The organism is Crocosphaera sp. Alani8, from assembly GCF_038442745.1.
Taxonomy (GTDB): domain Bacteria; phylum Cyanobacteriota; class Cyanobacteriia; order Cyanobacteriales; family Microcystaceae; genus Crocosphaera.
Window position 1 is genome coordinate 4,134 of record NZ_JARVCN010000276.1, and the last position, 26,356, is coordinate 30,489.

Genomic DNA, 26,356 nt, shown 5'->3' on the forward strand with positions numbered 1-26,356 from the left:
CTAACTTTCAGGTAAAACAGTTTCATTGCCATCCTCATCAATGTCTTCCCCGAGGCCATCATAGAATAGGTCTCGACCGTTATCTCCTTTGAGCTTATCCTCTTTACCATCATCGGTAACTTCAACGATTAACTCAACAGCAGGATCTGGGTCAATGTCAGCTTGAGCATCAGCTACTCGCTCTTGATAGGATTTAGGAGATATCCAGGAAGTTAACCACTTCAACAAATTGAAGCGATCGCCATTCAAATTAGTGGTACCACCCACTAGGATATCGTCTCCTTCTTTCCCATCGAGTTCATCTTTGTCGGTGCCACCGATAAGGATATCTCGGCCCTTATTGCCTTCTAACTTATCCTTACCATCACCACCATCTAAGATGTCGTTGCCATCTCCTCCTTTGAGTTCATCATCACCTTCACCACCTAGCATGATGGTATCTCCACTACCTGCTTCGAGCTTATCTTTACCATCCCCACCACTAATGAAAGTAGGAATGGAAATTTCTTTATCTATTTTTGCTTCGTCTTGTCCACCTTTGAGGAAGATTTCAATAGAAGTGACGCTACTAAGGTTAAAGCTTTGCTTTTTAGGACTGGTGAAATCGGTTTCCACTTCCAACTGACTGCCGACGCGCTTGATTTCAACCTTGTCCTTGCTGTCGGTCCCTTTGATGGTCAAAACACCATCCACAAGACTAATACCCTCGTCATCCAGCGATGCAACACCAGGTTCACTAGGAATAACCACCTCATTGGACTGGGAATCAAGATCATCAACTAAATTGCCTAGACTTCCCTCTGCATAGAAGAGATCCTGTTGACTGTCTCCTTTCAATTGATCTTCTTTGCCATCCCCAGTAACCGTGAGGAAGAATTCAGTATCTGGATCACTATTGAGGTCTCCTTGAACCTGTGCAACGCGGTCTTCGTAGGAATCAGTGCTATTCCAAAGGGTTTGAAGGTTCAACAGTTCAGGAGTATCTAGATTGAGATTAGTGACATCCCCAATAATAATGTCCTCATCTTTGCCACCATTGACATTATCCTTACCGGCACCACCAATAAGAATATCTCGACCATCTTCTCCCTTAAGATCATCTTCTCCATCTCCACCCAGTAAAATATCATTCCCTTTACCTGCGTTTAACTGATCTTTATCGTCTCCACCATCAAGAATATCGTCACCATCTTCTCCCTTGAGGTCATCTTCTCCATCTCCACCAATTAGAGTATCGTTACCTTTACCGGCATTTAACTGATCTTTATCGCTACCACCATCAAGGAAATCATCACCATCTTCTCCCTTGAGGTCATCTTCTCCATCTCCACCGATGAGAGTATCATCACCATCTTGTCCTTCTAACTTATCTTTATCATCACCACCATCTAAGGAATCATTACCATCACCCCCTTTAAGCTCATCTTCTCCATCCCCACCGATGAGAGTATCATCACCATCCTTACCTTCGAGTTTATCTTTATCATCACCACCATCTAAGAAATCGTTACCATCACCACCTTTGAGTTCGTCTTCTCCCTTTCCACCGATGAGGGTTGTGTCTCCACTACCAGCTTCTAACTTATCTTTACCATCACCACCATCGATAAAGACAGGTAATGTGATGTCTTTATCAACTTTAGCTTGATCTTCTCCACCTGTGAGGTAAATAACCACTGAGGTGATGTCTGAGAGGTTAAATAGCTGTTTCTTGGGATTATCAAAGTCTGTTTCTACTTCAATATTTTCACCCTTTAACTTGAGTTCAACTTCATCTTTACCATCGGTTCCAATGATTTGAAGAACACCGTTATTAATTCCCACCCCTGTTATAAATACAGTTGTTGACTGGGTTACAGTGGCACCATCATCATCACTGAGGGTTAAGGTTACTTCATAGATACCTCCATCAACATAACTATGGGTAGCAGTAATGGTATCAGTATTTTGGTTAACATTAGCCGTGGTTTGAGGAGTTCCATCACCCCAGTCAACGATCGCTGTATGAATATCACCTTCATTAATATCGGTGAAGGTTGCATTGAGGTTAACAGTCTTACTTTCTTCTCCTAGATTTTCTAATGTTGCATCGGTATTTAGAGTGTTAATGACAGGAGGTGTGTTGTTAACCAGTAGGGAGAAGCTATCTACATTGTTGTAAGTTCCATCTTCATCAACCAAACTAATGGTGATGTTGTACTCTCCTTCACTGTTATAAGTATGGGTTACATCTCCTGCACTGGTATAGGTATCACTGGTTCCATCATCCCAGTTAATTACATATTGGGTTATGGTATCGTTTCCAGGATCTAACGGTGTACTAATGGTTAAGGTGTATTCGGAACCAGCATTGATGTCATTATCCCCTGTTAAGGTTAAGGTGGGTGCGACGTTATTAACGATTAACTCAAAGGTGGTTATTGTTTCTTCATCATCATCGTCAGTAGCAGTCAGGGTTACAATTTGACTGTTATCTGGACCATCGGTTGTCTGATAATTCCAGATCCATGTACCATTTTCATTTTGGATAATGGTGCCAACAGAAGCTTCTACAGTGACGGTATCTGCACCTACATCCCCAAATGTTCCTGTATTTGTGGCCATCTCTCCTTCATTAAAGGTGACGATATTCTCATCAACTTCAATAGTTGGGGCAACATTTTTAACATTGACCACAGGATTTACTTCAGCGACATTGCTGTAAGTTCCGTCTTCATCTACTAAGTCAACGGTAATAGTGTGGGTAGCATCTCCATCAGCATAAACGTGAGTTACATCTCCGATGGCGGAATAAATATCACTATTACCATCACCCCAATTAACAATATATTGACTAATACTATCGTCTCCAGGATCTGTGACTGTACCTAAAGTTAAGGTATATTCAGACCCTTCATCGACGGTACTTGCACCGCTTATTTTAATTGTGGGTGCTATGTTATTAACGGTTAAGCTGAAGCTGGTTTGAGTGCTGAAATTATCACTGTCGGTTGCTGTAATAGTAACCGTTTGGGTTTGATCGGGTCCATCAGTGGTATCCAATAACCAATTCCATGTACCGTTGTCATTGACGCTAACGGAACCTATAGAAGCAGTTATTGTAACTGTATCATTGCCTAAATCAGACCAGGTTCCAGAATTATTGGCGGTTTGTCCTTCTGTCACTGTAATGGACTGTGTCTGGTTATTGACTGCAACTGTGGGTGCAAGGTTGTTAACGGTTAAGTTAAAGAAGGTTGTGCTGAAGTCCCCATCAGTATCAGTTGCAGTCACTCTTAGCAGTGCTGTTTCACTAGGTCCGTCGCTGGTGTTATAAGTCCAGATCCAATCGTTGTCTGCATCTTTGTTGACGGTTCCAACGGTTTGATAGGTGGTGTTACCTTGATCGTCTGTGAGGACACTTTCAACGGTAACAACAGTGATGTTGTCTTCTCCTGCATCAGTAATAGTAAAGGTATTGCTTGCTAACTCACTTTCATTCACCTCAACGCTAAAGTTACTAACACTTATTTCTGGTGCATCATTGATAACGGATAAGGTAAAGGTTTCACTAACGCTTTCATTATCTTTGTCCCTAGCGGTAATAGTAACGATGGCAGAGTTATCGGGTCCATCGCTGGTATCATAACTCCATAACCAGACCCCTTCACTAATCTCAGTTAATATCCCCAGATCTGCTTCTAAAGTGACGTTATCTGCTGATACATCTTGAACATAAATTGCAGTTTCTGCTGTTGAACCTTCGGTAACTGTGAGAGTATCAGGAAGAATAACCACTGGGAGAACATCATTTACGGTTACATCAAAGCTAACGGTATTTTCTGCCCCTTCGGTGTCTCTTGCAGTAATGGTCACTGTTTCAACAGCACCCGTTCCCTCTTCTGCATTATAGAACCAAGACCATGTTTCGTTGACAGCATCATAGAAGACATCTCCAACTGAAGCCAATACAGTCTCAATATCATTGCCAACATCTGTCAGACTACCGTTATTTTCAGCTGTTTCTCCTTCATTAACCGTTACTGTGGGGTTAGTAACATTGATGGTGGGGGTGACATTGTTAACTGTCAGTGTAAAGTCGAAGGTTGAAATATCTCCACTACTGTCGGTTGCAGTGACAGTAATCGTTTGAGCCACATCTTGGGGAATAATAGGACTATCTTGAGTAATAATCTGTGTTGTGTCTTCTTCTTGAGTTAACACTGTTCCATCATCGTTTAGAACAGGGGTTGTTACCGCAGAATTATCATAAGTCCATGTCCATGTTCCATCAGAGTTATTGGTCAATGTACCAATGGTTTGAGAGATAGTATTACCGTCATCGTCGGTTAAGACTATTCCATCCTCATCAAGAGTGGGAATAGTAACGGTTAGACCTGTAATTTCGTCGTTTCCTGCATCAAGGGTAATTAAATTGGTAATTGTTCCATTTTCATTCAAGTTTATGTTTGTGTTTTCCACTTGAATAATGGGTGCAACTCCACTGACAACTAATTCAAATTCAACAGTGGTAACACCACCATCTTGATCGTCTGCGGTAATGGTAACAGTTTGTGATTCTGCGCCGTTGGTGGGGGTGTAACTCCATTCCCAGATACCATTATTTTGTTCAACGGTTCCAATAGAGGCAGTTAAGTCTAAATCGCTTAAATCTGCTGCTACATCACTAAAGGTAACAATATTCGTCGCTGTTGTGCCTTCATCCACTGTAATTGTGTTTTCTCCCACTGTTAATGTGGGTGCAATGTTAGTCACCAGTACATTTTGACGTTGGATGGTTTCATCTCCATTTGCATCTGTAACAGTTAGAGTCACTAAATATTGTCCGTTATCAGCGTAAGTATGGCTGACATTTGGACCGGTTACGGTTGCACTATCATCTCCAAAGTCCCAGGTGTAGGTTAGGGTTGTGTTGTTAATATCCGTTGCTGTGGCACTAAAGTTCCCACTGACTCCTTCTTGGATGGTTTCTGGGGTAATGATCTCGGTAATGGTTGCTGGTGCATTATCAACGGTTATTTCTACGGTTTCTGTAACTACTTCATTAACCCCGTCACTGACGCTTAGGGTAACGAGATAAGTTCCTTGTGTTGCATAAGTATTGCTTGCAGTTGCATCGGAACCAGTATTACCGTCTCCAAAGTCCCAACTATAACTTAAAGCAGAGGGATCACTATCATTTAAGTCGGTTGCTGTTGCTGTAAAGGTGGCACTTTCTCCTTCTGTAATGGTAGAAGGTGTTTCAATATCGGAGATAACTGGTTTCGCGTCACCAATAGTTATATTTTGGGTGGGTGAAGTGGTGGTTTCTGTGCCATCATTTACAGCTAAGGTGAAGGTATAGTTTCCTTTATTGTCATAAGTTAAGCTTACTGTTTGACCATTCAATTGTTCTTGTGAACCATCACTCTTATTGAATGTCCATTCATAAGTTAAATCATCGTTTCCTGCATCATTTGCTGTTGCACTTAGGGTAATTTCTTCTCCTTCAATGGGAGCAGTTGGTAAGTTAATGGTGTCAATTACAGGAGCTACATTTTCAATGGTTACATCAAAGGTTTGACTATTAGCCCCACCGTCATCATCAGTAACGGTAAAGGTAACTGTATATATTGAGTCGCTATCACCTGTTTGTTGATAAGAATAGGGGATAGAAATTTGATTTGATGTGAAGGCATTACTTATAATTGTGCCGTCTCCAAAGTCCCAAGTATAAGTGTGATTATCAAGACTTCCTACATCACTAAAGTTACCGGTAAAGGTGATATCTTCTCCTTCCTCAAAGGTTAAATCTGTTGGACTGGTAACGTTAACAGTGGGGGCTACATTTTCAATAATTAGCTTACTATTGGTGGTTACAGTGTTTGGTGTATCATCTGTTACCTGAAGCGTAATGTCGAAGGTCCCATTATCTCCAAATCCTAAATTAATTAACTCTGTATAATCAATTGGTGTGCTAATGGAAGCATTCTTTCCAGCATCGATTTCTACTGAAGTATCATCATTACTAAGTATCCATTTAGCTGAGGTAATTTTGGCATTATTTGGAAGTGTTACAACTCCTTCTAAGGTGAGACTTGAACCTTCATTAATGGTGTAAATTGTCTCAGTTATTTGAGCTTGAGTAACGTTACTAACCCCATTAATATTCTCAATTTCGTTGTAAGAAGCTAAATCATTACCACCAATTTGAATGGTTCCACTATTAGCAGTTAAAGCAGTGGAGAGTGAACTATTACCGGTATTAACCTGTAAAGAATCCCCGTTAACTTGATTCCCTCCATCAAGCAGAATGGTTGCTCCATTCTCAATTTGATTGGCGTTAACAATAAAGGTATCATCTCCTTCATGTCCATAAAGATTCATCACATCTGATGCACCTGCACTTTGGAGATAAATTGTGTCATCTCCAGCGTTATTACTACTATGAAGATTAAAGATATTGTTGAAGGTAACAACATTTCCATCATCACCTGTTATTTGGGTTGTGCTGGCATTAATATAAAGTTCATCTTCATTATTGCCTAATTCAATCCGACCAGTTACTGGACTATCATTCTCAATTTGTTCCGTTAATTCAACTCCTGTCAAACTAACAGTATCATCTCCATTCGCTGTTCTGATTAATCGGATTCCTTTGCTATTAATAATCTCCACAGTGTCATTATCATTGCCCGTATTAATATCTCGTCCAAATCTGCTTCTTGAAACGGTTAAGTCAGCATTAATAATAGAGACATAATCATCCCCATCACTGGTTACTATTCTTAATAGACCTTCAAAATTTTCCACTTCAACATTATCTGAACCTGTTCCCGTTTCCACATAGACACCGTTTATATCTTCATTCTCTTCAGCATTACCTGTTAGGAGATTACTTATTTGAACATTATTATCACCATCTCCTGCATAAATTTCCAAAAGTGTATTTTCCGAAGGTTTCTGAGGATTAATGGTAATAATATCACTGGCAGAACCTGAAGTAATATCAGTGCTAGCAAAGCCAAATTCACTATCTTCAGGGGTAAGAACATCGAGGAATGTTATGGTATCTGCTAACCCTCCTCCTGTATCACTACTATTAATGTTTAGCTGAGTAACTGTTGGTGCATTCAACAGAGTAATGGTATCGTCTTGTTCTCCCGTATTAATAGTTAATTCATAGATGTTGGTAAAGCCAATATCCAGTCGTTGCGGTTGCAGTTCACTACTATTTTCAGCTAATAGATTAAAGCTGGCAATTCCTCCAACATCCGTAACACTACGTCCTTGACTCGAAGCAACAAACACTTGACTATTAGAAGCCGCGATCGCACTGGCCGCGTCTAACCCAGTCAAATTAGTCAGAATTTGTTGGAAACTCACTGTTCCTGTTGTTCCTTCTTTGAAGAAGACTGCTAAAGTACCATTAGTCTCGCTGGTGACATAAATTAACTCGTCCTCTCCAAATTCAGCTACCTCAATACTATTAACATTGTCTAACCCTTCAACATTAATCTGTTCTTCTGTTAGTAACTGTACAGGAGTTGTATTGAGGGTATTGCCATTGCGTTCAAAGACTGCTAGGGTTCCATCCCCAACCACATACACATATTGATCATCATTGCTAACAGCGATCGCACTTGCTTCCCCTAAACCAATGGTGTCATCGATAGAAATTTCTACAGGAGTAGCACTAACATTAACATTGTCCAAAATTAACAGCTTATTATCGCTATTGCTCAAAGCATAGAGTAAAGTCTTATCTTTGCTACCTGCTAAATCAGTGATCTCGGTTAAATTGGTACTAGAACTCAACAGTTCCCCACTGGTATCAAGGGTTAACAGTCCAGAAGTTGTAGAATCAATAGGAGCAACAGTTAATTGTTTTCTTGATTGACCCGTAATTTGATAATCAAGGTCAATGTTAGCTAAATTAGCAAAATCAACAAATTCAACTCGAATCTCATGATTACCTGATGTCAAGTCCAACTGAACACTATTAGTGTTGCTGCTGGCACCCGTATTATTCAGCACTTCCTCACCATCAATAAACAGACGAGTCTTATCATTGGTATTGCTACTGAGGAAAAATGTGACTTCTACATCACTGCTACTCATGGCGTTAGCGACTTCAATATCTCCTTCCCAAACCACTGCAAAGTCATCTGTGGGAACTGTAGATAAGACATCTGAGAAAATCTCAAACCCACCTGATGTATTGGTTTGTCGAATAGAGTCTGTAAACAGCGTTGTCAGGGGTTTCAAGTCATCATAGTTAGGATAATCTGTAAGTTGCTCTCCAGTGACATACAAACTGGTTAATAAACCATCCCCTGTAATGCGTACAGAAGGAGTGGGAGAACCACTTACATAGAGGTTGTCCCCAACAATTTCTAAGGCTTCAACTTTACCTGATGGAATCGCTAATTCTTGGGCAAAGGTTAGATTCCCCGTTGTTGAGTTGCGGTTAAAGACGGTAATAATTTGATCCGTTTCACTGGCAACATAAACTTTATCTCCTGTCTCACTAATCGCTACAGCATTCACCCCAGCTAGTCCATTAACACCATCAAATCGATCTTGGAAGAACTGACGCTGACTCAAATCATCACTATTCACCACAACCAGGCTATTATTATCCTTGCTAACACCATAGAGATGATTACCATCAGGACTAATCACCATATCCGTTAACCCGGCCAGAGGACTACTAGCAATGGTTTGTTCTTCTTCTCGAATGAAGGCAAATTGACCATCATCGAGACTCATATTAAAGATTCCATCTACTGGACCATCAATGGTTGCATTAACATCAACAGCCCCATTATCTGGCACTAAGGTTGCCCAAATACTATAGCCAGGTAACGATGCAATTAAGGTATCATTAGCAGGGACACCGCCAAAGCGTTCCTCTCGTGCAATTCCTCCTGCCAAGAGGGTTTCTAGATAAGTATTATTATCTTGATCCAACTCAATTCCCAATTGAGGGTTAACTAATTCATCATTGGTCAAATTAATAAATAAGACCAGATCATAGTCAACATTGTTGGACACATCAGCATAGTTGTAACTGTAGTCATAACCGTTAGAGAAGTTTGGACCTAAATCTAAACGATAAACCGCCGCCAGTGCATCATCAGGGATAGGTTGGTTACTGAAGTCAAAGAAACTAGGTAAACTGCCAGTGGTTCCCGTCTCTAATAAACCGTAAACATCTGCACCTCCCAAAAGACCAGCAATAAAGGGAACCTCCGTGGTATTTCCTTGAATATAGGGATTAGTCTCTTTAGCACCTTGATAGGTTTCAGCACCACTAATTAAGCTATTGAGGTTAGATAAATTGCTACCCAAAATAATACGACCATCTTCTCCATCGGTTGCTTCACCACTATTACCACCCGTACCACCAGACACATCAAATGCGGTTGAGGAGGTTTCTACAACAGAACCATAGAGCTTAATGGTACCGCCAGCACCGCCAGCACCGTGGCCACCATCGCCACCATCGCCGCCGAGACCACCATCTCCTCCACGACCACCATTACCACCATTACCATTGCTACCTCCGTTTTCGCCTGTGCCGAAGTATATAGAGCTAGGATCTCCTTCATCGTCAAGTTGTAAATCAGGACTATCTGCTGCTTTGATTCCAGACTCACCAGTAGTGCCATCTCCTCCTTTAGCCTCAAAATCAGAATCCCCAATTTGAATGCGTCCAAGAGCAATGATTTCTAGAGCGCCGGCTCCACCGCCGCCGTCACCGCCATCACCTCCAGCACCGCCGGGCTGACCCTCGCCGCCGCCGCCGCCGCCGTTACCATCGTTTTGCCAATCGCCGCCGCCGCCGCCGCCGCCGCCGCCGCCGCCGCCATTACCTCCAGCACCGCCGCCACCACCGGCACTACCACCACTACCACCAGAGATACTTAAACCAGTGATACTGTTGGTTCCAGCGCGACCATCACCTCCATCGCCGCCGGGACCACCATCGCCCCCATCACCACCAGCACCGCCTGTACTGGCACTAATGCCATCATCGAAACTACTTCTTTCACTGCCCATCCCACCGGTACCACCGGTGCCAAGGCTACCCCCTGTACCATTTCTTCCAGTCCCGATTTCGACGTTATTAATTCCTGCTCCTCCGATACCAATATCAGTGAACACACCACTACCACCACTACGACCGTTGCCGCCATTTCCGCCGCCACCAGCATCGCTGCTTTGTTGGCTAAGTGTACCTTCTTGGCCGCCACCGCCGCCGCCGCCGCCGGAGATACCTTGTCCCTCTCTACCATTTTTACCATCACCATCGCCGGTGCCACCGTTATTATTAGTTGTATTTGTTCCAGGGTTAAGATTGAAACCACTACCGAAATTTCCGCCCACTTGACCCTGTGCCCCGTTAGCTCTGCCCCCTATGTTGCCACCAGAAGCACCATTGCCACCGTCACCACCTCCGGCACCGGCGTTTTGACCATCAGCAGAAACGTTAAAGGTGACTCCATCTCCCACAGTTACATCGTTGGCCAAGATGGAAATACCCAGGCTTCCTCTCCCTATAATGGTTACGTTATCAGGAATTACCAGATTGCTAGAGAAACGGAATTGAATAATATCCCCAATATTTGTGGTTGTATAATCGTTAGAGAAGTCTTGTCCAGGGGCTGTGATTTCCCGTGTATCAGTATTGATGGTAATTGTGTCTCCTACCTGACCAAGCTCATAATCTTCTACGGTGTCACTACTGGGTAAGGTTACTGGTTGCGGGTTGTTTAAATCAATTCCTTCGAGATTGATATTGTCAAATCGAATTTCATCTTTAAATTCCTGATTACCAGTATTTCCACTGGATGAGGCATCTATACTTCCGTCTGCTTCTGCTGCTCCATAAACCCAAACAAACTCAACATCAGTAAAGTCATCAAAAATTGTTGAATCGATAGATGAACCCCGACCTATTGTTTGAAAACCAGTTCCATTGACTGAATAATTGGCATAAACTCTTTGTCCACCTTCTTTAAATCCGAAGAAATAAATTTGTTGTGAACCACCAGTAGAACGGGCTACTTGTAAGGATATTAAGTCAAAGGGTTGATTATCTTCACGAGTTATAGAAATAGCATCTTGTGGCTTAAATCTTCCATTATCAATACGCATCGGGTCACGGTTGTTAAATAATCCCAATTTACTAATCTTGAAGTCATTTTCAAAATATTCTCGGCCGACAACCTCTCCATTAAAGACAATTCGTTCTGAATATGGGGAATATCCAAGTCCTAATTTAGTGGGATCATTGGGTTCTGGTAAGACTTCTTGGGCAACTATATTATCAACTAAAATATTGGCTCCAGACCAAGTGATTAAGACTAAATTCTTGAACTCACTAAACTGAGGATTAACGGTTTCGTTACCGTAGGTTTGGAAGGTATTACTATCTACATCAATGGTTGTTTCTACGGTGCTTCCATCTCGTTTTGTTCCTGTAAATACGACTGATTGAGTATTACCATCTTGGGAAGCTAATTCAATGGAAGTAATATCAAAGACATCTTTAACATCTGTTGACTCATTGTAGGTATTTTGCAGTTGTAAAGTATATGTTCCGTTGGTTTTAGCTCCCGTATTTAATGTGTTATCAGCACTTAAGCCTTGACTGCTAGAAAGACGGAAGTTCTCTTCAATTCTTGTGCCACCGGTATAACCGTCAAAATCAATTACTGTTTCAAAGCTTTGATAGGTTTTAAATTCACCGGTTTCTAAGGCATTAATACGTGATTCTAGGCTAACTTGATTTCCATTAATTGTGACATCAGCCCGACGAGCAACTTCTTCCACAATTAATTCACTGAAGTTAAAATTTGAAGAGTCAATTTGAAGGTCAATTTTATCAACATTATCCAGTTTTAAGCGGTCTTCATAAACATAAGTGCTGTTGCCAACAAATCGACCGATAGAAAGGCGATTGTTGCTAATTTTCCAATTACTTGAAACGTTATTAGTGACAATTAAGTTTTCTGCCGTAACTTCTACATTTTCTAATAAATTGGTTGCGTTAAGAGCAGAACCAATAATTTCAACGGTGACAGTATCTTCTCCTTCTTCTCCTATTACTCTGAGGGAAGCTGTCTCACTGCTATTGGTAATATCACCAACTTGTTTAATGAGTATCTCATCATTTCCATCCTCTCCAGTAATATCTAGGGTGACATCATCAACTGTAAAGTTAACTTCTAGTTGATCGTCGAAGTCCGTTAAGGTAATATCTGCTGCTTCAAATTCTTTGAAACTTACATCTCCTACTGCACCTAAATTCTGAACTCGAATACCATCATCATCATCATTATTGGTAATTAATGCGCTGGCTAAAGCTGCGCTTTCTTCCTTGGCACTGAAGGTAATTCCATCAATTCCCCCTCCACCTACTATGACAGCTTCTACATTTTCATCCACATCTTCTACAACAACTGTATTGTTTACATCCCCTAGGAAATTGAATTCAAATGATTCAAATCCTTGATAATCAATGGTGTTAATATCATCACTTAGAATATCGGAACTTCTGACAGTAGAAATAATTAGAGGCTCTTGATTTGTGCCGGCGTTTCTTGTTGTTAATACCCAAGTTAAGGGATCAATGATTAAGCTATTATCCTCTGGTTGGTGGTTAAGAATCAAGGTATCTTCTTGAGTATCATTGGTGGAACCAAAGATAGAAACTTTCCCTAAAATTTTGCTTAAATCATAGTTAGCTGTTAAGGAAATTTCTTTAGGTTGTATGGCTTCATTTTCATCTGGTACGAAGACGTTAATTATTTGATCTGGACCTCCTAATTGGACGGTATCTCCTCCACTCCCTGTATTAATAAGAACTTGTTGAGATGCGTCTACTCCATAGAGATAAACTGTGTCATCTCCTGCACCAGTTAAGAGTATTAAGCGTTCAATATCTTCAATTTCTTCTATTACTAACCCTGCTCCAAAAACACGTTGAACTTGGCGTTTACTACCGTCAGGATTGATTTCTTCTTCAACAAATACGTAGAAGGTATCAGCAACTTGTGTTCCTGCTATTACTAATTGATCAAATCCCTCTCCTCCATTAATAAAGACTTCTGCATTAGTTACATAACGGAATAAAGCATCTGAATCATCTTCACTTACATTTCCGTCTTCATCTCCAGCAGAAACCCTAATGGTTTCTAAGGGAATTTCTTGTTCATCATCTCCTACTTTTTCTAAGTGAGATTTAAGGTAGAAAATATCGTCTCCGTCGTCTCCAATTAACGAAATAGGAGCAATATTATGATTGACTTCAAAGTAGTCGTTATCTCCACCCCCGAAGAATTTAGTGGTAACACTAACTCCATTGGTAATATCAGTCACAAAAGTAATTCCATTCTCTTCATTAGTGGCTAAAACGTTACCAATAAAGAACTGATCATTCCCATCTCCTCCATAGACATTTACCACAGCTTCAATAACATTATCTTCATCATCTCTTGTTCTAAGATCGTTGTCATCGGAGATAAAGAGATCCTCTTTATCGCTACCAAATACTTCTAATTTTTCCACAGAATCTAGTACATTATAATAAACCCTTGGGGCAGTATTTAAACTACCTGTAACCTCACGAGCTTCTGTGTTTAATCCTACTTCTGCATCTTCATTAATTTGACTTAGTAACCCATCTATATCTAACGCTGCAAAGTTACTAAAGTTATTGGTGTCAATTTGATGTTCAACATAAGCACCATAGGTATCATCAACATTAAAGTAGAAGACATTAGGATCGTTCTTAAATCCTTCAATTTCTACTACATCAAACTCATTTCCTGTGCCACTATCTTCAACATAAACGCCACCTCCCAGACGGGTTTGTTGCCCATTCATAACGATACGATAGGTGTCGCCAATTCTTTCACTTCCGAAGGTTGTTAATCCATCTTTGCCGTCAAGTACCACTTTTTGGGTAAAGTTTTCTACCCAGAAAGTATTAGAAGATTCACCTCCAATCATTTCATAAATGGTAAAGATATTATCAGGTAAAGTTTCCGTTTCCCCGTTCCGTAAAGTGGGTTGACCATTGCGAAGATTTAATTCCCCAATATGCAGTAAAGTATCACTCACATAAAATTCTGCATTTCGTTCTTCTCGTAATGTATCTAACTTATCTATATCTGTGTAAAGAGGATCACTAAAGCGGTCAATTCCTTGATTCCCTGTAACTATATCAGCCCCGAAACCTCCAATAATTAACTCTGACTGTTGAGAACCAATCAAGCGATCGTTGCCTACATTTCCTAATAATCGAGTATCTTCTAACCACAGTACAGAAGCGTTATCTTCAACTGCACTAGCATCAATAGTGTCGCTATCTTCCGCTCCATCAATAATTAAACTATCCTGACTTTCTTCTAATTCTCGTAACACAAAAGTGATCTGATTATTTTGAAGAATCTCAATAGTGGGAATGATTTCATTAATTTCTAGATCCTCAAATGTTCCAGAAGTAACTATAAATTCATCTTGTCCACTAGAACCAAAAATATTGATAGTATCTTGGTCTTGATCTATGGTTTTTTCGACAAATTCAAAGAGTTCTTGAACTGTATTACCTTGGTCATCTGTATCTAATTCAAACTGATCTGTATCTTCGTTATAAACATAAGCGTCTCTCAGTTCTTTGATTAAACTACGTCCCACACCACCAGAAATATCTACCAAATTAACATTACTACCAGTTAAATCATTGACTGTAATATCATCAACCCCTTCCCCTAATTCAATTACAAACCCTTCTGTATTAACAGGGGTAAAGGTTAAGCTATTAACATCAACAGTGACACTATTTGAACCATTACCAGAAAGTTCTACTGTATCATCCCCATGAACTTCCACAATTTCATTTTCTGCACTGTCATCTTGTCCCACTAATTGAGTAATAGAACTAAAGGTTTTCAGCTTGAAGGTATCATTATCTGCACCACCATCGATGCTGTCTTCTTCTTCTCCTGCCATCCAAATAAAGGTATCATCTCCTGCATCACCTTTTAAGTCATCTTGACCTACACCACCATCAATTACATCGTCATTGTCTCCACCTTCTATGGTATCTGCACCACTTTGCCCTTTGAGGGTATCCTCACCCATTCCTCCTGAAATAGAGTCACTTCCAGTTCCCCCTTCAATAACATCATTACCAGAGTCACCCACCAGGGTATCATTCCCAGAGTTACCCAGGATTAAATCATTCCCTGTACCCCCCATAATCGAGTCATTACCACCCAATCCTGAGATGGCATCATCCTCTGAGCCACCCATGATGGTATCGTCTCCTGTACCCCCGATAATGGTGTCGTTTCCTTCATCTCCATTTAGGGTTGCACCTATGTCTCCACTCACTTGTAAGACATCATCTCCTGCACCCCCATTCAAGTTAATGGTGATACTGGGTAACACATCTGTATTAATACTCTCTCCAATGATATATGTGTCGTTATATTCTGTTCCCACCGAAACAATGGAAGTCACTTCTGAAGCATTAAAGTATTCTCTTTCTCCCATAGAGCTAACGACAATTTCTCCTACACCATCACTATTGGTAATGTAATCAACAAGATATTCTTCCCCTGTGTTGTCTTCATCTGGCATTACGGAGGGAATACGTTGTAAGGTTAATTGTCCACTGTCATCTAGGGTTGCTATTTGTGTCTCCACCACATCATCACAGAAGGTAAAGTCATAACTAGCTAAAACTTCATTTAAGAACCGTTGACGGGCTTCAAATACGGTGAATCTTCTGCCGTAGAGATTGGCTGAAATGGAGACAAAAGCTTCTAGGAAGGCAATTAATTCTCCTCTGGTATCGAATAGACACAGTGGATTAGGAATATCTCCTTCTGAGAAGAGTAGGGTTTCTATTTCATCCCAACGGATGAAACCGTCCCCAATAAGTTCATCCCCCTCAATATCGGGATCTTCATTGGGGTTGATGGTATCTTTAACATCTTTGAGATCGAAGGATATTTTCGCTTCAATTCCTCCATCTACCCCTAATTGAACGTCTAAACCAGATCCTGATTGTGGTGGGGCATAACCTAGGGAAATTCCGGCAATAATAGCAGCTGCAAGACTTGCTTCTGGAAGGTCATTGTCCGACCCTTCTTTCCCGTTATCTGATAGAGAAAAGCCATTAAACACTCGATATGCTTCTGCTGCTTGGTAACCGGTTTCTTTCCACTCATTAATCCCACTGGTATCAAAGGCAAATCCTAAATTAGCTAAGGCGGTTACTCGTCCCCCTAAACGAAGGTTAACCCCTGTGAAAATCTGGAAGGTTTGGATATATTCAAAGATCAGGCTTAATGGGGGTAAATTGAGGGAGAATAATTGCGCGTCTTCACCCATTAATAAGTTAAAGGCATTTTTGGGATCGGTTAAGAGATTAAAGTCAAATTGAACCGTACTTAAACCACCAAAACCTGCAGAAAACCGTGAATATTTTTGTTGTTGATCTGAATCAAGTTGTCCATTGGCACTACTGTTCAAATTAGCTCCGGAAATGGCATTGGCTCCGGAAACTTTATTATTACTGCTAGAACTAGAACCGAAACCTCCTGCATTGAAGCTCCCAATACTTATTCTAAAATCTTGTCCGTCAATGCTTTCTTTTAAGTCTTTTACTGTGGTGGCAAAATCAATGGCTTCTCCTAATGCAGAGATTGATTTAATTGCATCAGCAATTCCTCCATTGGCAATTTGTGCTAATCCTAATAAGTTCGGTTGAGATAGTCCTAAACCTTTGAGGAAATCTATTTCTTTGGTGAGTAAGTCGGTAACTGGTTTAATTGGTCCTAAATAGTCCGCAATAAATCCTGTAATGGGGTCAATAAATTCGCTGATATATTTTCCTAAATCTAGGGTTACACTATCAAAGAAAACTGATGTAATATCTTCAATGGCATCACTGGCCATGTCAGCTAGGGAATCAAATGCTTGTTCAAAGTTGAGATTAGCTTCTATTTTGGGGAAACTAAAGGTTTGTCCAGCAATATCAATGTCTTCAACTGTGGTATCAAACGTGAACTTGGCATCCAATAAACCATCAAAAATGGGGTCTATACTAACAGCACTAAATTCATTTAAACTGAGACGACCATCATTACCAGGATCGATTAGATCGAAGCCTATTGCAGCCCCTAATTGAGAATCCATCTCGTCTTTTACTTCTGTTAAATCAATAGTAAAGAAACCAAGGGTTCCAGAGAATTTAGAGCCATCTCGAATAGTTGCTGTTAGGTCAAAGAACAATTCTGGTTTATCGATAGTTTTACTTTCTGTAACTAGATAAAAACCATCTTGATAGTGATAACCAAAGCCAAAGAGAATGTTGTAATCAAAGTCTAATGTAACTCCTGCATCAACATCTAATCCCAAAAGATTATCTAAACCTAAACCGGGGAAACTACTAGCAAAGTCAGGGTTTAGGGTGGTGCTAACCATTCCACCAACATCTAATAAGACTTCAAAACTTGTGCCTTTAAATTTCAGTAAATCGCTATTATTAATGCTTAAACCATCAATACCTGTAAATGCGTCTTTAATGGCTTCATTTATATCAGTAATGGAAGGAGCAGATAAGTCGCCTAATTCTGTACCGAGATTAGTAACAAAGGTTCCTAAGTCATCAAAGAGGGTAATTTTATCCCCTAAATTGCCAATAACAGGTAGATTAATATTGCCGAATAAATCATCTGCTTTTTCATCAAGATAATCAAGGGCATTATTTAAACTATTGGTTAATTTTGTGGGATTACCAATAATATCATTGAATAAAGAACTAACTCCAAATGAAGCTCCTAAATTGGGTGCAACGAACTCATTAACGGAGAAACCATTATCATATTCAGCCTCAAAAACTAGGGTATTATCGTTATAACCATCTGCATTTGTATCGTCAGTTGTTCCTCCTAAAGGTGTATTATTGGTAGGGAAGAAAATGGGTAGTTCCGTACGAATACTTGCATCAAAATTATTACCAGTACCTCCTAATTGAGCCAATATATTAAAGTCTAAGGTTCCCTCTTCAACAACTAATCCTAAAGTTGTCTCAGGAATATCTATTCCATCAATATTAAGTGCTGGAAATTCCCCAATGGTTAAGTCTGGAATCTTGATATTTAAACCTGTAATATCACTAGAAATTGTCTCTATTGCAATGGTGACACCAGCATCATCATCCACATCTACATCAAAACCATTAGTTAGATCAATTTTGATGGGTAAATCAACGTCTAAAGACGCATCTAAAGTAACATTACCTAAGTTGAATAAACCACTAAAGTTATCAATTCCTAAATCTGAGGCAATTCCTGAATCTAAAGCGTCTAAATCAATTCCTAATGGTAAAGTGAATTCAGAACTACTTGCAAAGGAAAAGTCAATATTAATAACATCATCAAAACTAAATCCGAAATCATCAAAGTTCAAGCCAAATCCATCTAAGAGATTAGTTAACCCTGTGATAATTAAATCGGGTAAATCTTGAATGTCTGCAGCCGCATTAAAGGCTGTTTCTATTATTCCTGTGACATCCCCAACTTCAAAGCCAATTAAATCTCCTAAACTCTTACCAATGAGTGGTATTTCTGTCTCTGTAATAGTGCCAAAGAAGTTATTTAAAGTGGTGGTTACTTGTGTTTTAATTTGGTCTAAAGAAATATCCCCAAATGGCAATAAATCATCGATTCCAATGTTGAAGGGATTAAGTTCATCGAGGAATTCAGCAACAGTTGTGGATTCATTTAAGCCGAAATCAAAGGAACCTATAAATCCTGGTAAGTCGAAACTAATACCATTAATGGGAGTATCAATAGTGACTGGTAAATTAACTTCAAATTGGCTGTCATCATCGAGGGTTGCAGTGCCAATTAAGTCACCATTAGTATCGTTCACTAAATCAGTAACAGATAAACGTCCAGAGACTCCAGCTTCAACTCCTGTGTTATAGAAGATATCTCCTTCATTAATGTTGATACCTAACGGACCAAAGTTAACTTCAAAGTAGAGAGGATCAGTAAGAACAGGAATTACATTGTCAATTGTATCTGCATCAAATACATAAGTTCCTACTTCGATATCACCAAGATTATTGTTTTCTAAATCTTCTAATGTCAGGTTAGATAAATCGAGATCAACTGTAATAGTGTCAGTAATTGTTGTTCGGTTAATAAAGTTACCATCAGCATCAATTTGAACCAGATCATAAGTAAATGTTTCCGTTCCCTGGAATCCTTGTTCTGGAGTATATAAAATTCCCTCTTCACTAATAGTAAAGGTTCCATTTTGGTCGCTAGAAATACTATCAGGATCAATTATTGTCGTGGAATCTACAGCAATATCCGCATTTAATTGAGGATTGCGAATAAAGAATTCTCCGTCGCTATTCTTACCAAAGTTAAAGGTTAAGGTTAGGTCACTGAGTAATTCTAAAGTAGGTGCAGTTTTCCCATTAAAGTTAAGTCCTAAAATATCTAGATTTGTATTAACAAAATCTAGGTCTAGAATTTCAGCGGAGTCCACTAAAGTAATTGTGGTTTGGAATTGCTCATCAATACTGTTAATTGCAGTAATTCCTGAGAGACTATCTAAACTACTTAAATCGTTGTTGTCTAAATAGTCTTTAACAGGGTTAATAAGATCAGTTTGGATTAGGTTAGTAATTTCTGAGGCACTAATATTAAATACTTGATCTAACGACTTATTAAGGAAGGGTAAAGCAACTGCTTCATCATCTTCATCCAGAACAATTTCATCAATGGTTGTTGCAAAATTTCCTGCCCAAGTTGCAAAGTCGCTTAATCCTTGAGAGAACAAATCAGTATCATTCAATAAACCAGTCATATTGCCTGTAACAGAGGTATTGGCAATAGAAGTTTCGTCCGTCCATTCTTCTGGACTTAAACGAGTTCCAGTGAATAACACTTGATTCATTAAAGTGTTACTTTGATTGACATCTTCTAACCCTAAAATATGACCAAATTCATGAAGAATAGTTGTTAGTAAATCAAGTTTTCCTTGCGCACCACCTTCTTCCGTAGCAACTAATATCTCTCCATTAAATGTAAACTCACTATTGTCTCCTGGGGTGCTATCCACAAACCAACCTAACCCAGCTGCATCATGGTCTAAAATAATGGTCTGTCCGTCCGTTTGACCAATAATTGTTCCTGGTAAATCTGCAATAGTAAATTGAACACTGGCTAAATCTTTCGGAATATTAATGTCATAACCGGCATCTGTCCACTGAGTAAGTGCCTCATTAATTAAAGGTACTATTTCCTCAGAAGTTAAAGACTGCTCTGTATTAGCATTATTAACTGTTGCACTATTAAGCTGTTGAGATGGGAACAAAATGGTTTCAATGCCAGAATAAGTAATCTGTCCCAGAACGGTTAAAGGAGAACTCTCTGAAATAATTAGAATATTCTCAGAAGGATTAGCTCCATTTTGCTGTTGGAAAATATAATTACTATCCAATGAAGACAGATCGAGAATGTCATTATCTCCGTCTTCGGTTCCTCCATCAATAACAATATTATTCACATTGAGCAGAGAATTAATAACAATGGTATCATCACCGTTTCCCCCCTCTATGGTGTCATCACCGTTACCACCAACTAAACTATCATCACCACCATTTCCTTGAAGTAAATCATTACCGGCACCACCTTCAATAGTGTCATCCTGGTTTGCACCAACTAGAGTTTCGTCTGCATCGCTTCCAACTAAATCTACCCCTATAATTTGCATTCCGTCAGGGATTATAATTTCTTCGATGTTGGAATAGGTAATAGTTGCAATTTGAATTCCATTATCTTCAATACTAAGAGTGCTACTGCCATCGTCATTAACGCTGATTTCACGAATAATAGCGTCAGAACTCAATTGAGAACTCAATTGGGAAAGATCGAGAATATCATCGCTTCCAGGTTCAACCGTCTCTTGATCGGGATCATCTGGATTGGGAATGATATCCCCTTCTACTACGATGGTATCCCCAGTCAACAACTGAGAAATGATAATTGTATCATTACCCTTTCCACCCTCAATTAAGTCATTACCCAAGCCACCAGTTATCTCATCATTTCCTTCACCACCTTTTAAAGTATCATCTCCAAACCCACCAATTAAAGTATCAACACCCTCTCTACCCTCAAGCAAATCATCGCCGCCTAAGCCTTCAAATTTATTGATGACACTACTGCCTTTAATGGTATCGTTTCCTTCACTACCAGTTACATCATAAATATTGGAAACAGCAAAGTTTCTAGGATTGAGATCACCTAGCCCTTCTAAAAATTCGTCTGGAACTAAAGCATCTAGTCCTGAGAAATTACCTTCAACACCTGTGGCTGTACCAAAAGTCAGTGTTCGACCTAAAAATGGTAGCTCTCCCCCTGCTGTAGCATCCACTTCGATGCCTTCTGTACCATAATCTGTATAATCTAGACGGACAAAGGGATTTTTGAACAGGAATTTGAGAGTATTCTCGATGCCTGACCCCGATAATAAGCCAGGAATGGTTCGAGTACTCAAATCAAATGGACGAATTCCACCATCAATTTTACTATTGGGACCAAACCGAATTGTCATATCCCCAGCCGCAATAATTGTCTCTATATCGATGGCAGCTAGAAAACTACTGGGAACATCAGGAACTCCAGTCCCTCCAAGTAAATTTTTGAGGAAAAGTTCCACCCATCTCGGTACTGGAGTTTGTCCTGTTGCCAATAGTAAGTTACTTCCGATATCAAAGTCATCTGGATTTGGTAATGGAATATCATCCGGCAGTATTTCATCTAAGATATCTACAGATGAGAAGTTTGCCACCTCAATGACGGCTTCATTAACTCCTGAGAAGTCCAAGGTATCATAGAATGCTTCGACATTGTTACCTGCAATCTGTACATCTGGGGCTTCCAAAATAGCAGATAGTCCCCAAAGATTGGTGTAACTATAGAAATCACCTCCAGTGCGACCTTCTAGAATAGATAAGCCAGGTCGCGACAAAATTGTTGTTGATGGCTTGAAAGTATTGCTACCCAATGCACTTAAACCAAATGGGTCAGCAGTGGGTGCTGTTGTTCCTTTAACATAATAAAAACCACTACTGTACTCAACATTATCTATATTTTGTAGGGTCCCAGTAAAACCAATGGGTTGTAATGAAATATCTTTGACCGTTTGAGTATTTCCTGATGAGTTAGTAATACCAATTCCTAAATCAATATTGCGAACACTAAATGACTGTAGGAGGTTTTGAGCCGCAAAAGCCGTTGTTGCTTTGCCCGCAACTTTTAGTCCTTCAAGGAACTGTTGCCATTTTGTAACCCCTGTAAATTTACTTTTGTCGAGAATATTCGCACTGCTTGGCACAACACCAGAATCAAAACCAATAGTATTTGTTACAGGGACTCCGGTTAATCCTAGTCTTCTCACTCCAGTATTACTCGAATCAACAAAAGGAAGTATTTTCGCGACAAGGGAAACAAGTCCACTTCCAAGGAAGAGAACTTTAGATCGTTGATCGATGGGGGAATCTCCACCTCCACCAATCAAGGTACCAGCAAAGTTTGCCGAAGTGGTTCCTGTAATAGATTTAGCTGCAACAAATTTATTTTCAAATCGACCACCATAAATTTTAGTATTTGCATCAACTTTAGAAATAGTGACCTTACCCAAACTAGCTAAACCACTCACAGCCCTGATACTGACGGATAAGCTTCCATCAGCATTGAAGGTAAATGTTAATGGTTGAGAAATTCCGCGAAAATCAAGAACCAATTGCGAAGCGCGACCTGTTCCTACTGGCTGACTAATGGGCAATGTTTCGCCATTATCAATAAAAATATTGGCAAATGTATCACCAAAACGGAAGTTATTAATACCTCTACCAGTAGCAATTTGCTCTATATTTTCATCTACTTCTACTGTGTAGAGATTAGAAGTAAAAGTCCCTGTTGCTTGTTGGAATTGTACGCCAAGGCCAACATTTACAGGATTTGAAGGCGTGAAGCCTGCATCCGGAAGCCCAACTCCAGCTAAAATCTTACGCTCATCAATAACATAAGTTAAATCGCGAAGCATACCGCTAAAATCTAATTTATCATTATCTCCTTCTCCTTTTAATTCTTTAATTTCATCAGTTCCCCAGGTATAACCTTCATCAAAGACGTAAGTATCATCTCCTTTGCCTCCTTTGAGGGTATCATTTCCCCCACCACCTTCTATGGTGTCGTCTTTCAATCCACCTAAAATGCTATCTGAACCAAAACCACCTTCAATACTATCTTTACCATTATTTCCTTCTATGGTATCGTTACCATTGCCTCCGTCTATTTTATCGTCACCCTGACCGCCAAGAAGTGTATCAGTTCCTCCTTCTCCCTTAATGCTGTCATTATCAGCACCACCGCTTATAAAGTTGCTTTGAGAACCACCAGTTAAAGTATCATTACCTTCCCCACCCTCCGAAACTGTATTGTTTCCATTACCATTTGTGATTATATTTCTCCCTCTACCACCTACTAAAATTTCATTATCCTGATCAGAACCTACCAGATTAGCTGTTCCAGGTGTAGCTACTTGTTGAAGTTGATTAGTATTGGCGGTGGTAATAACTTTGTGAATATCAGTAAAAGCGCGATTGTTTGTTTCGACACTACTTCCAGTTATGACAAGAGAAGTACCTTGCCCTAAATCGATGTGTGCATCATCGGCTAAAGAATTATCTTTTTGATTGAAAGTGAAATCTAAGGTATTTAGTTTACCTGCTGCTTGCTCATTGGCTCCTCCTTTGATTGCACCTTGGAAAGTTGATAACCCAAAAAATCTGTAAATATTGTTTCCTTTACCGCCAATGAGTAAGCTGTTGTTATCATGCCTATCCAATAAAATTGTAGCAAGGAGTTGTGGAGAAGTTGGGATAGCTGTGGGATCTTGTGGATCGGCCAGAGTTACTTTGTACACAGAGATTTGCGTAAAAAGAAAACTCCGGCCATCTATAATCTTACTTTCATCGGTATCAATATCAAATCGTAAATCAGTAGTAACCTCAGAAAAATCGAGTTGTGTGCGTTTATTAATTGTTTTTAAACCATCAATTTGCAAAGGATTATTTCCTGGGTTATTGGCGAATTCTGCTTTAAATTTATAGGTTGCTGCCCCTGTTCCTTGAGTAAAGTCTGTAATGTATTTAACACCATTATTTTCATTTTCAGCATCAGCAATTTTGTTAGAACCACTAACGGCTTTGAGGCCAAAGTTTAGAGGAGAACCAATATCAACTACTAAGTCTTTAGTTGTATCACTGAAGTCTAACCCGTTCCCAAAATCTTCTTCAACTCCAACAAACTCAATCAAAACTTCACTATTTTCTTCATCATCGATATCAACATCAACGGCAACTGCTGCTGGGACAATAATTCTATCCCTACCTCCACCGGGTTTAATATTAGCACTATCAACAATATCTTTATTATCACCATCATCATTACTAGGATCAATTACAATAAGGTCATTTGCTTCTGTTCCTACTATACTAAGGTCACCACTGGATAAAACAACACTACCACTATCAGGAACAACTTGATTATTTTCATTGAGTTTAATTAAAATATCTGCATCTGAATCATCATTGACAGGATAATCATCTCCTTGTGCTAATTTACTTAGTTCTTCATCATCGTTTTGTCCTGAATTGATGGTTATAACAGAAACATTATTTCCATTATCATTATCAAGTTCTTCATCCAATCCATCAACAACACCACTTTCAAGATCAATTAAAATATTATCCCTAGATGATATATTTTCATAAGTAATAGAAATATCAGCACCATTAGGAGTTTCTACCTCTGCTTCTACTTCATCATCACCATCGATAATCAACGTGGTGTTATCCGTAGCAGCTTCTAAGAAGTTTTCAACTCGCCGAACAATTAAATCAATGGGTTGTTGACTACTATTAAGATAGTTAACAAATAGACTATCCTTACGATCAGAAGGACTAACATTGGCATAAGTTAAATTACGAAGATCAAGGGTTGTCTTTTTACCACTAGCAGTTGTCCCAATAATTTCTGTTACATACTGTGAATCAACGGTAATTCTTGTTAGTCCACCTCGATCTATTTCAATTTTTCCATTGGGTAAAGGCCTAACTGTTAGATTAGCTCTTGTTACTTGGGATAGGTCTAATACAGTAATTGAGGTATCATTAATAGTCGTTCCCCAAGGGTTATACTGGGTACTTTGATTATTTTCGTTAATGACATTACCATTAATATCTAAAGGATCACCGTTAGCATTAACTCTCCCATTATCACCTATATAAGCTGTTAGTAAAGTATATTGATAATTTGCTTGGGTAATTTCGTTAAATAAAGGAGTTGTTTCCAATGTTCCTGTTTCATATTCTAAATCCCAATCGCCCCCTAATCCAGCATTCCCTGTTAAATCATCTGACGCAGCAATATCTGCACCTGTCATCCCTGTTAATTGATCGACAAATTGTTCCCCTAGTTCCCCTTCCGCTACGTTACAACCATAAAAGAGAATGTCCCCATCATTGGTCAAAGCATTGCCCCAAATAGCTAATTGACCCTGATATTGGCTTAAATTTTCACTATTTAAGCTACTATTCCCCAGTTGAAGCATTCCCATATCACCATGGGTGACAATATGCACAGCAGAAACTTGTTGAGCATATTGGGACATAATGTCGCTTATTTGCTGCATACCATCAGCAGTTTCGTCCAGGGTTACCACCATCATCTGTCCATTGGGATCAGAAGGGGTGATTCCAGTAATTAAGTCTTCATGATCGTTAACAGAGGTGTCAACAAAAACTAACTCTAGAGGGATGGGATTATTATTATTATTCATGGTAATTAGGAAACAATTTATGCAGGAACGGATGGAGTTATATATCTACAAAATAGATACATAACTCAACAGAAATATTTAGGGTAAATAACAGCTTTTTGGAACAGCAAACGAAAACTTTGTAAGAAAATTATGACATCACTTGCTATCGCAATAGTTGACTCTAAACTCTTAATTTAGAGAATAGGACTTAGGGAATTTTAGAACAGGGAGCAGAAAGTTAATCCTTAATAAACCTAAGTTCGGTGTTAGGAGTTAAGTCTTTTTTGAGGAGATGATAGATGTTTGAGACTCCTGAACTTAACGAGGTAATCTGCGGAGGTTTCCTGGTTATGGTAATGCTCAGTAATAGATTTCCTATACATTTTCTTAAGTACCTAAGCAAAATTAATTGTATAGTTTGAGCCAAAGTGTTTGAGAATAT

1 protein-coding gene is annotated in these 26,356 nt (G+C 39.5%); it reads right to left on the reverse strand.

The features are described from left to right. Window positions 1–25,932 carry a PKD domain-containing protein gene (locus tag P9B04_RS15530; RefSeq protein ID WP_342055897.1) on the reverse strand — a complete coding sequence of 8,644 codons (25,932 nt, stop codon included), beginning with the start codon at window positions 25,930–25,932 and terminating at the stop codon, window positions 1–3. Window positions 25,933–26,356 lie beyond the last annotated feature (424 nt).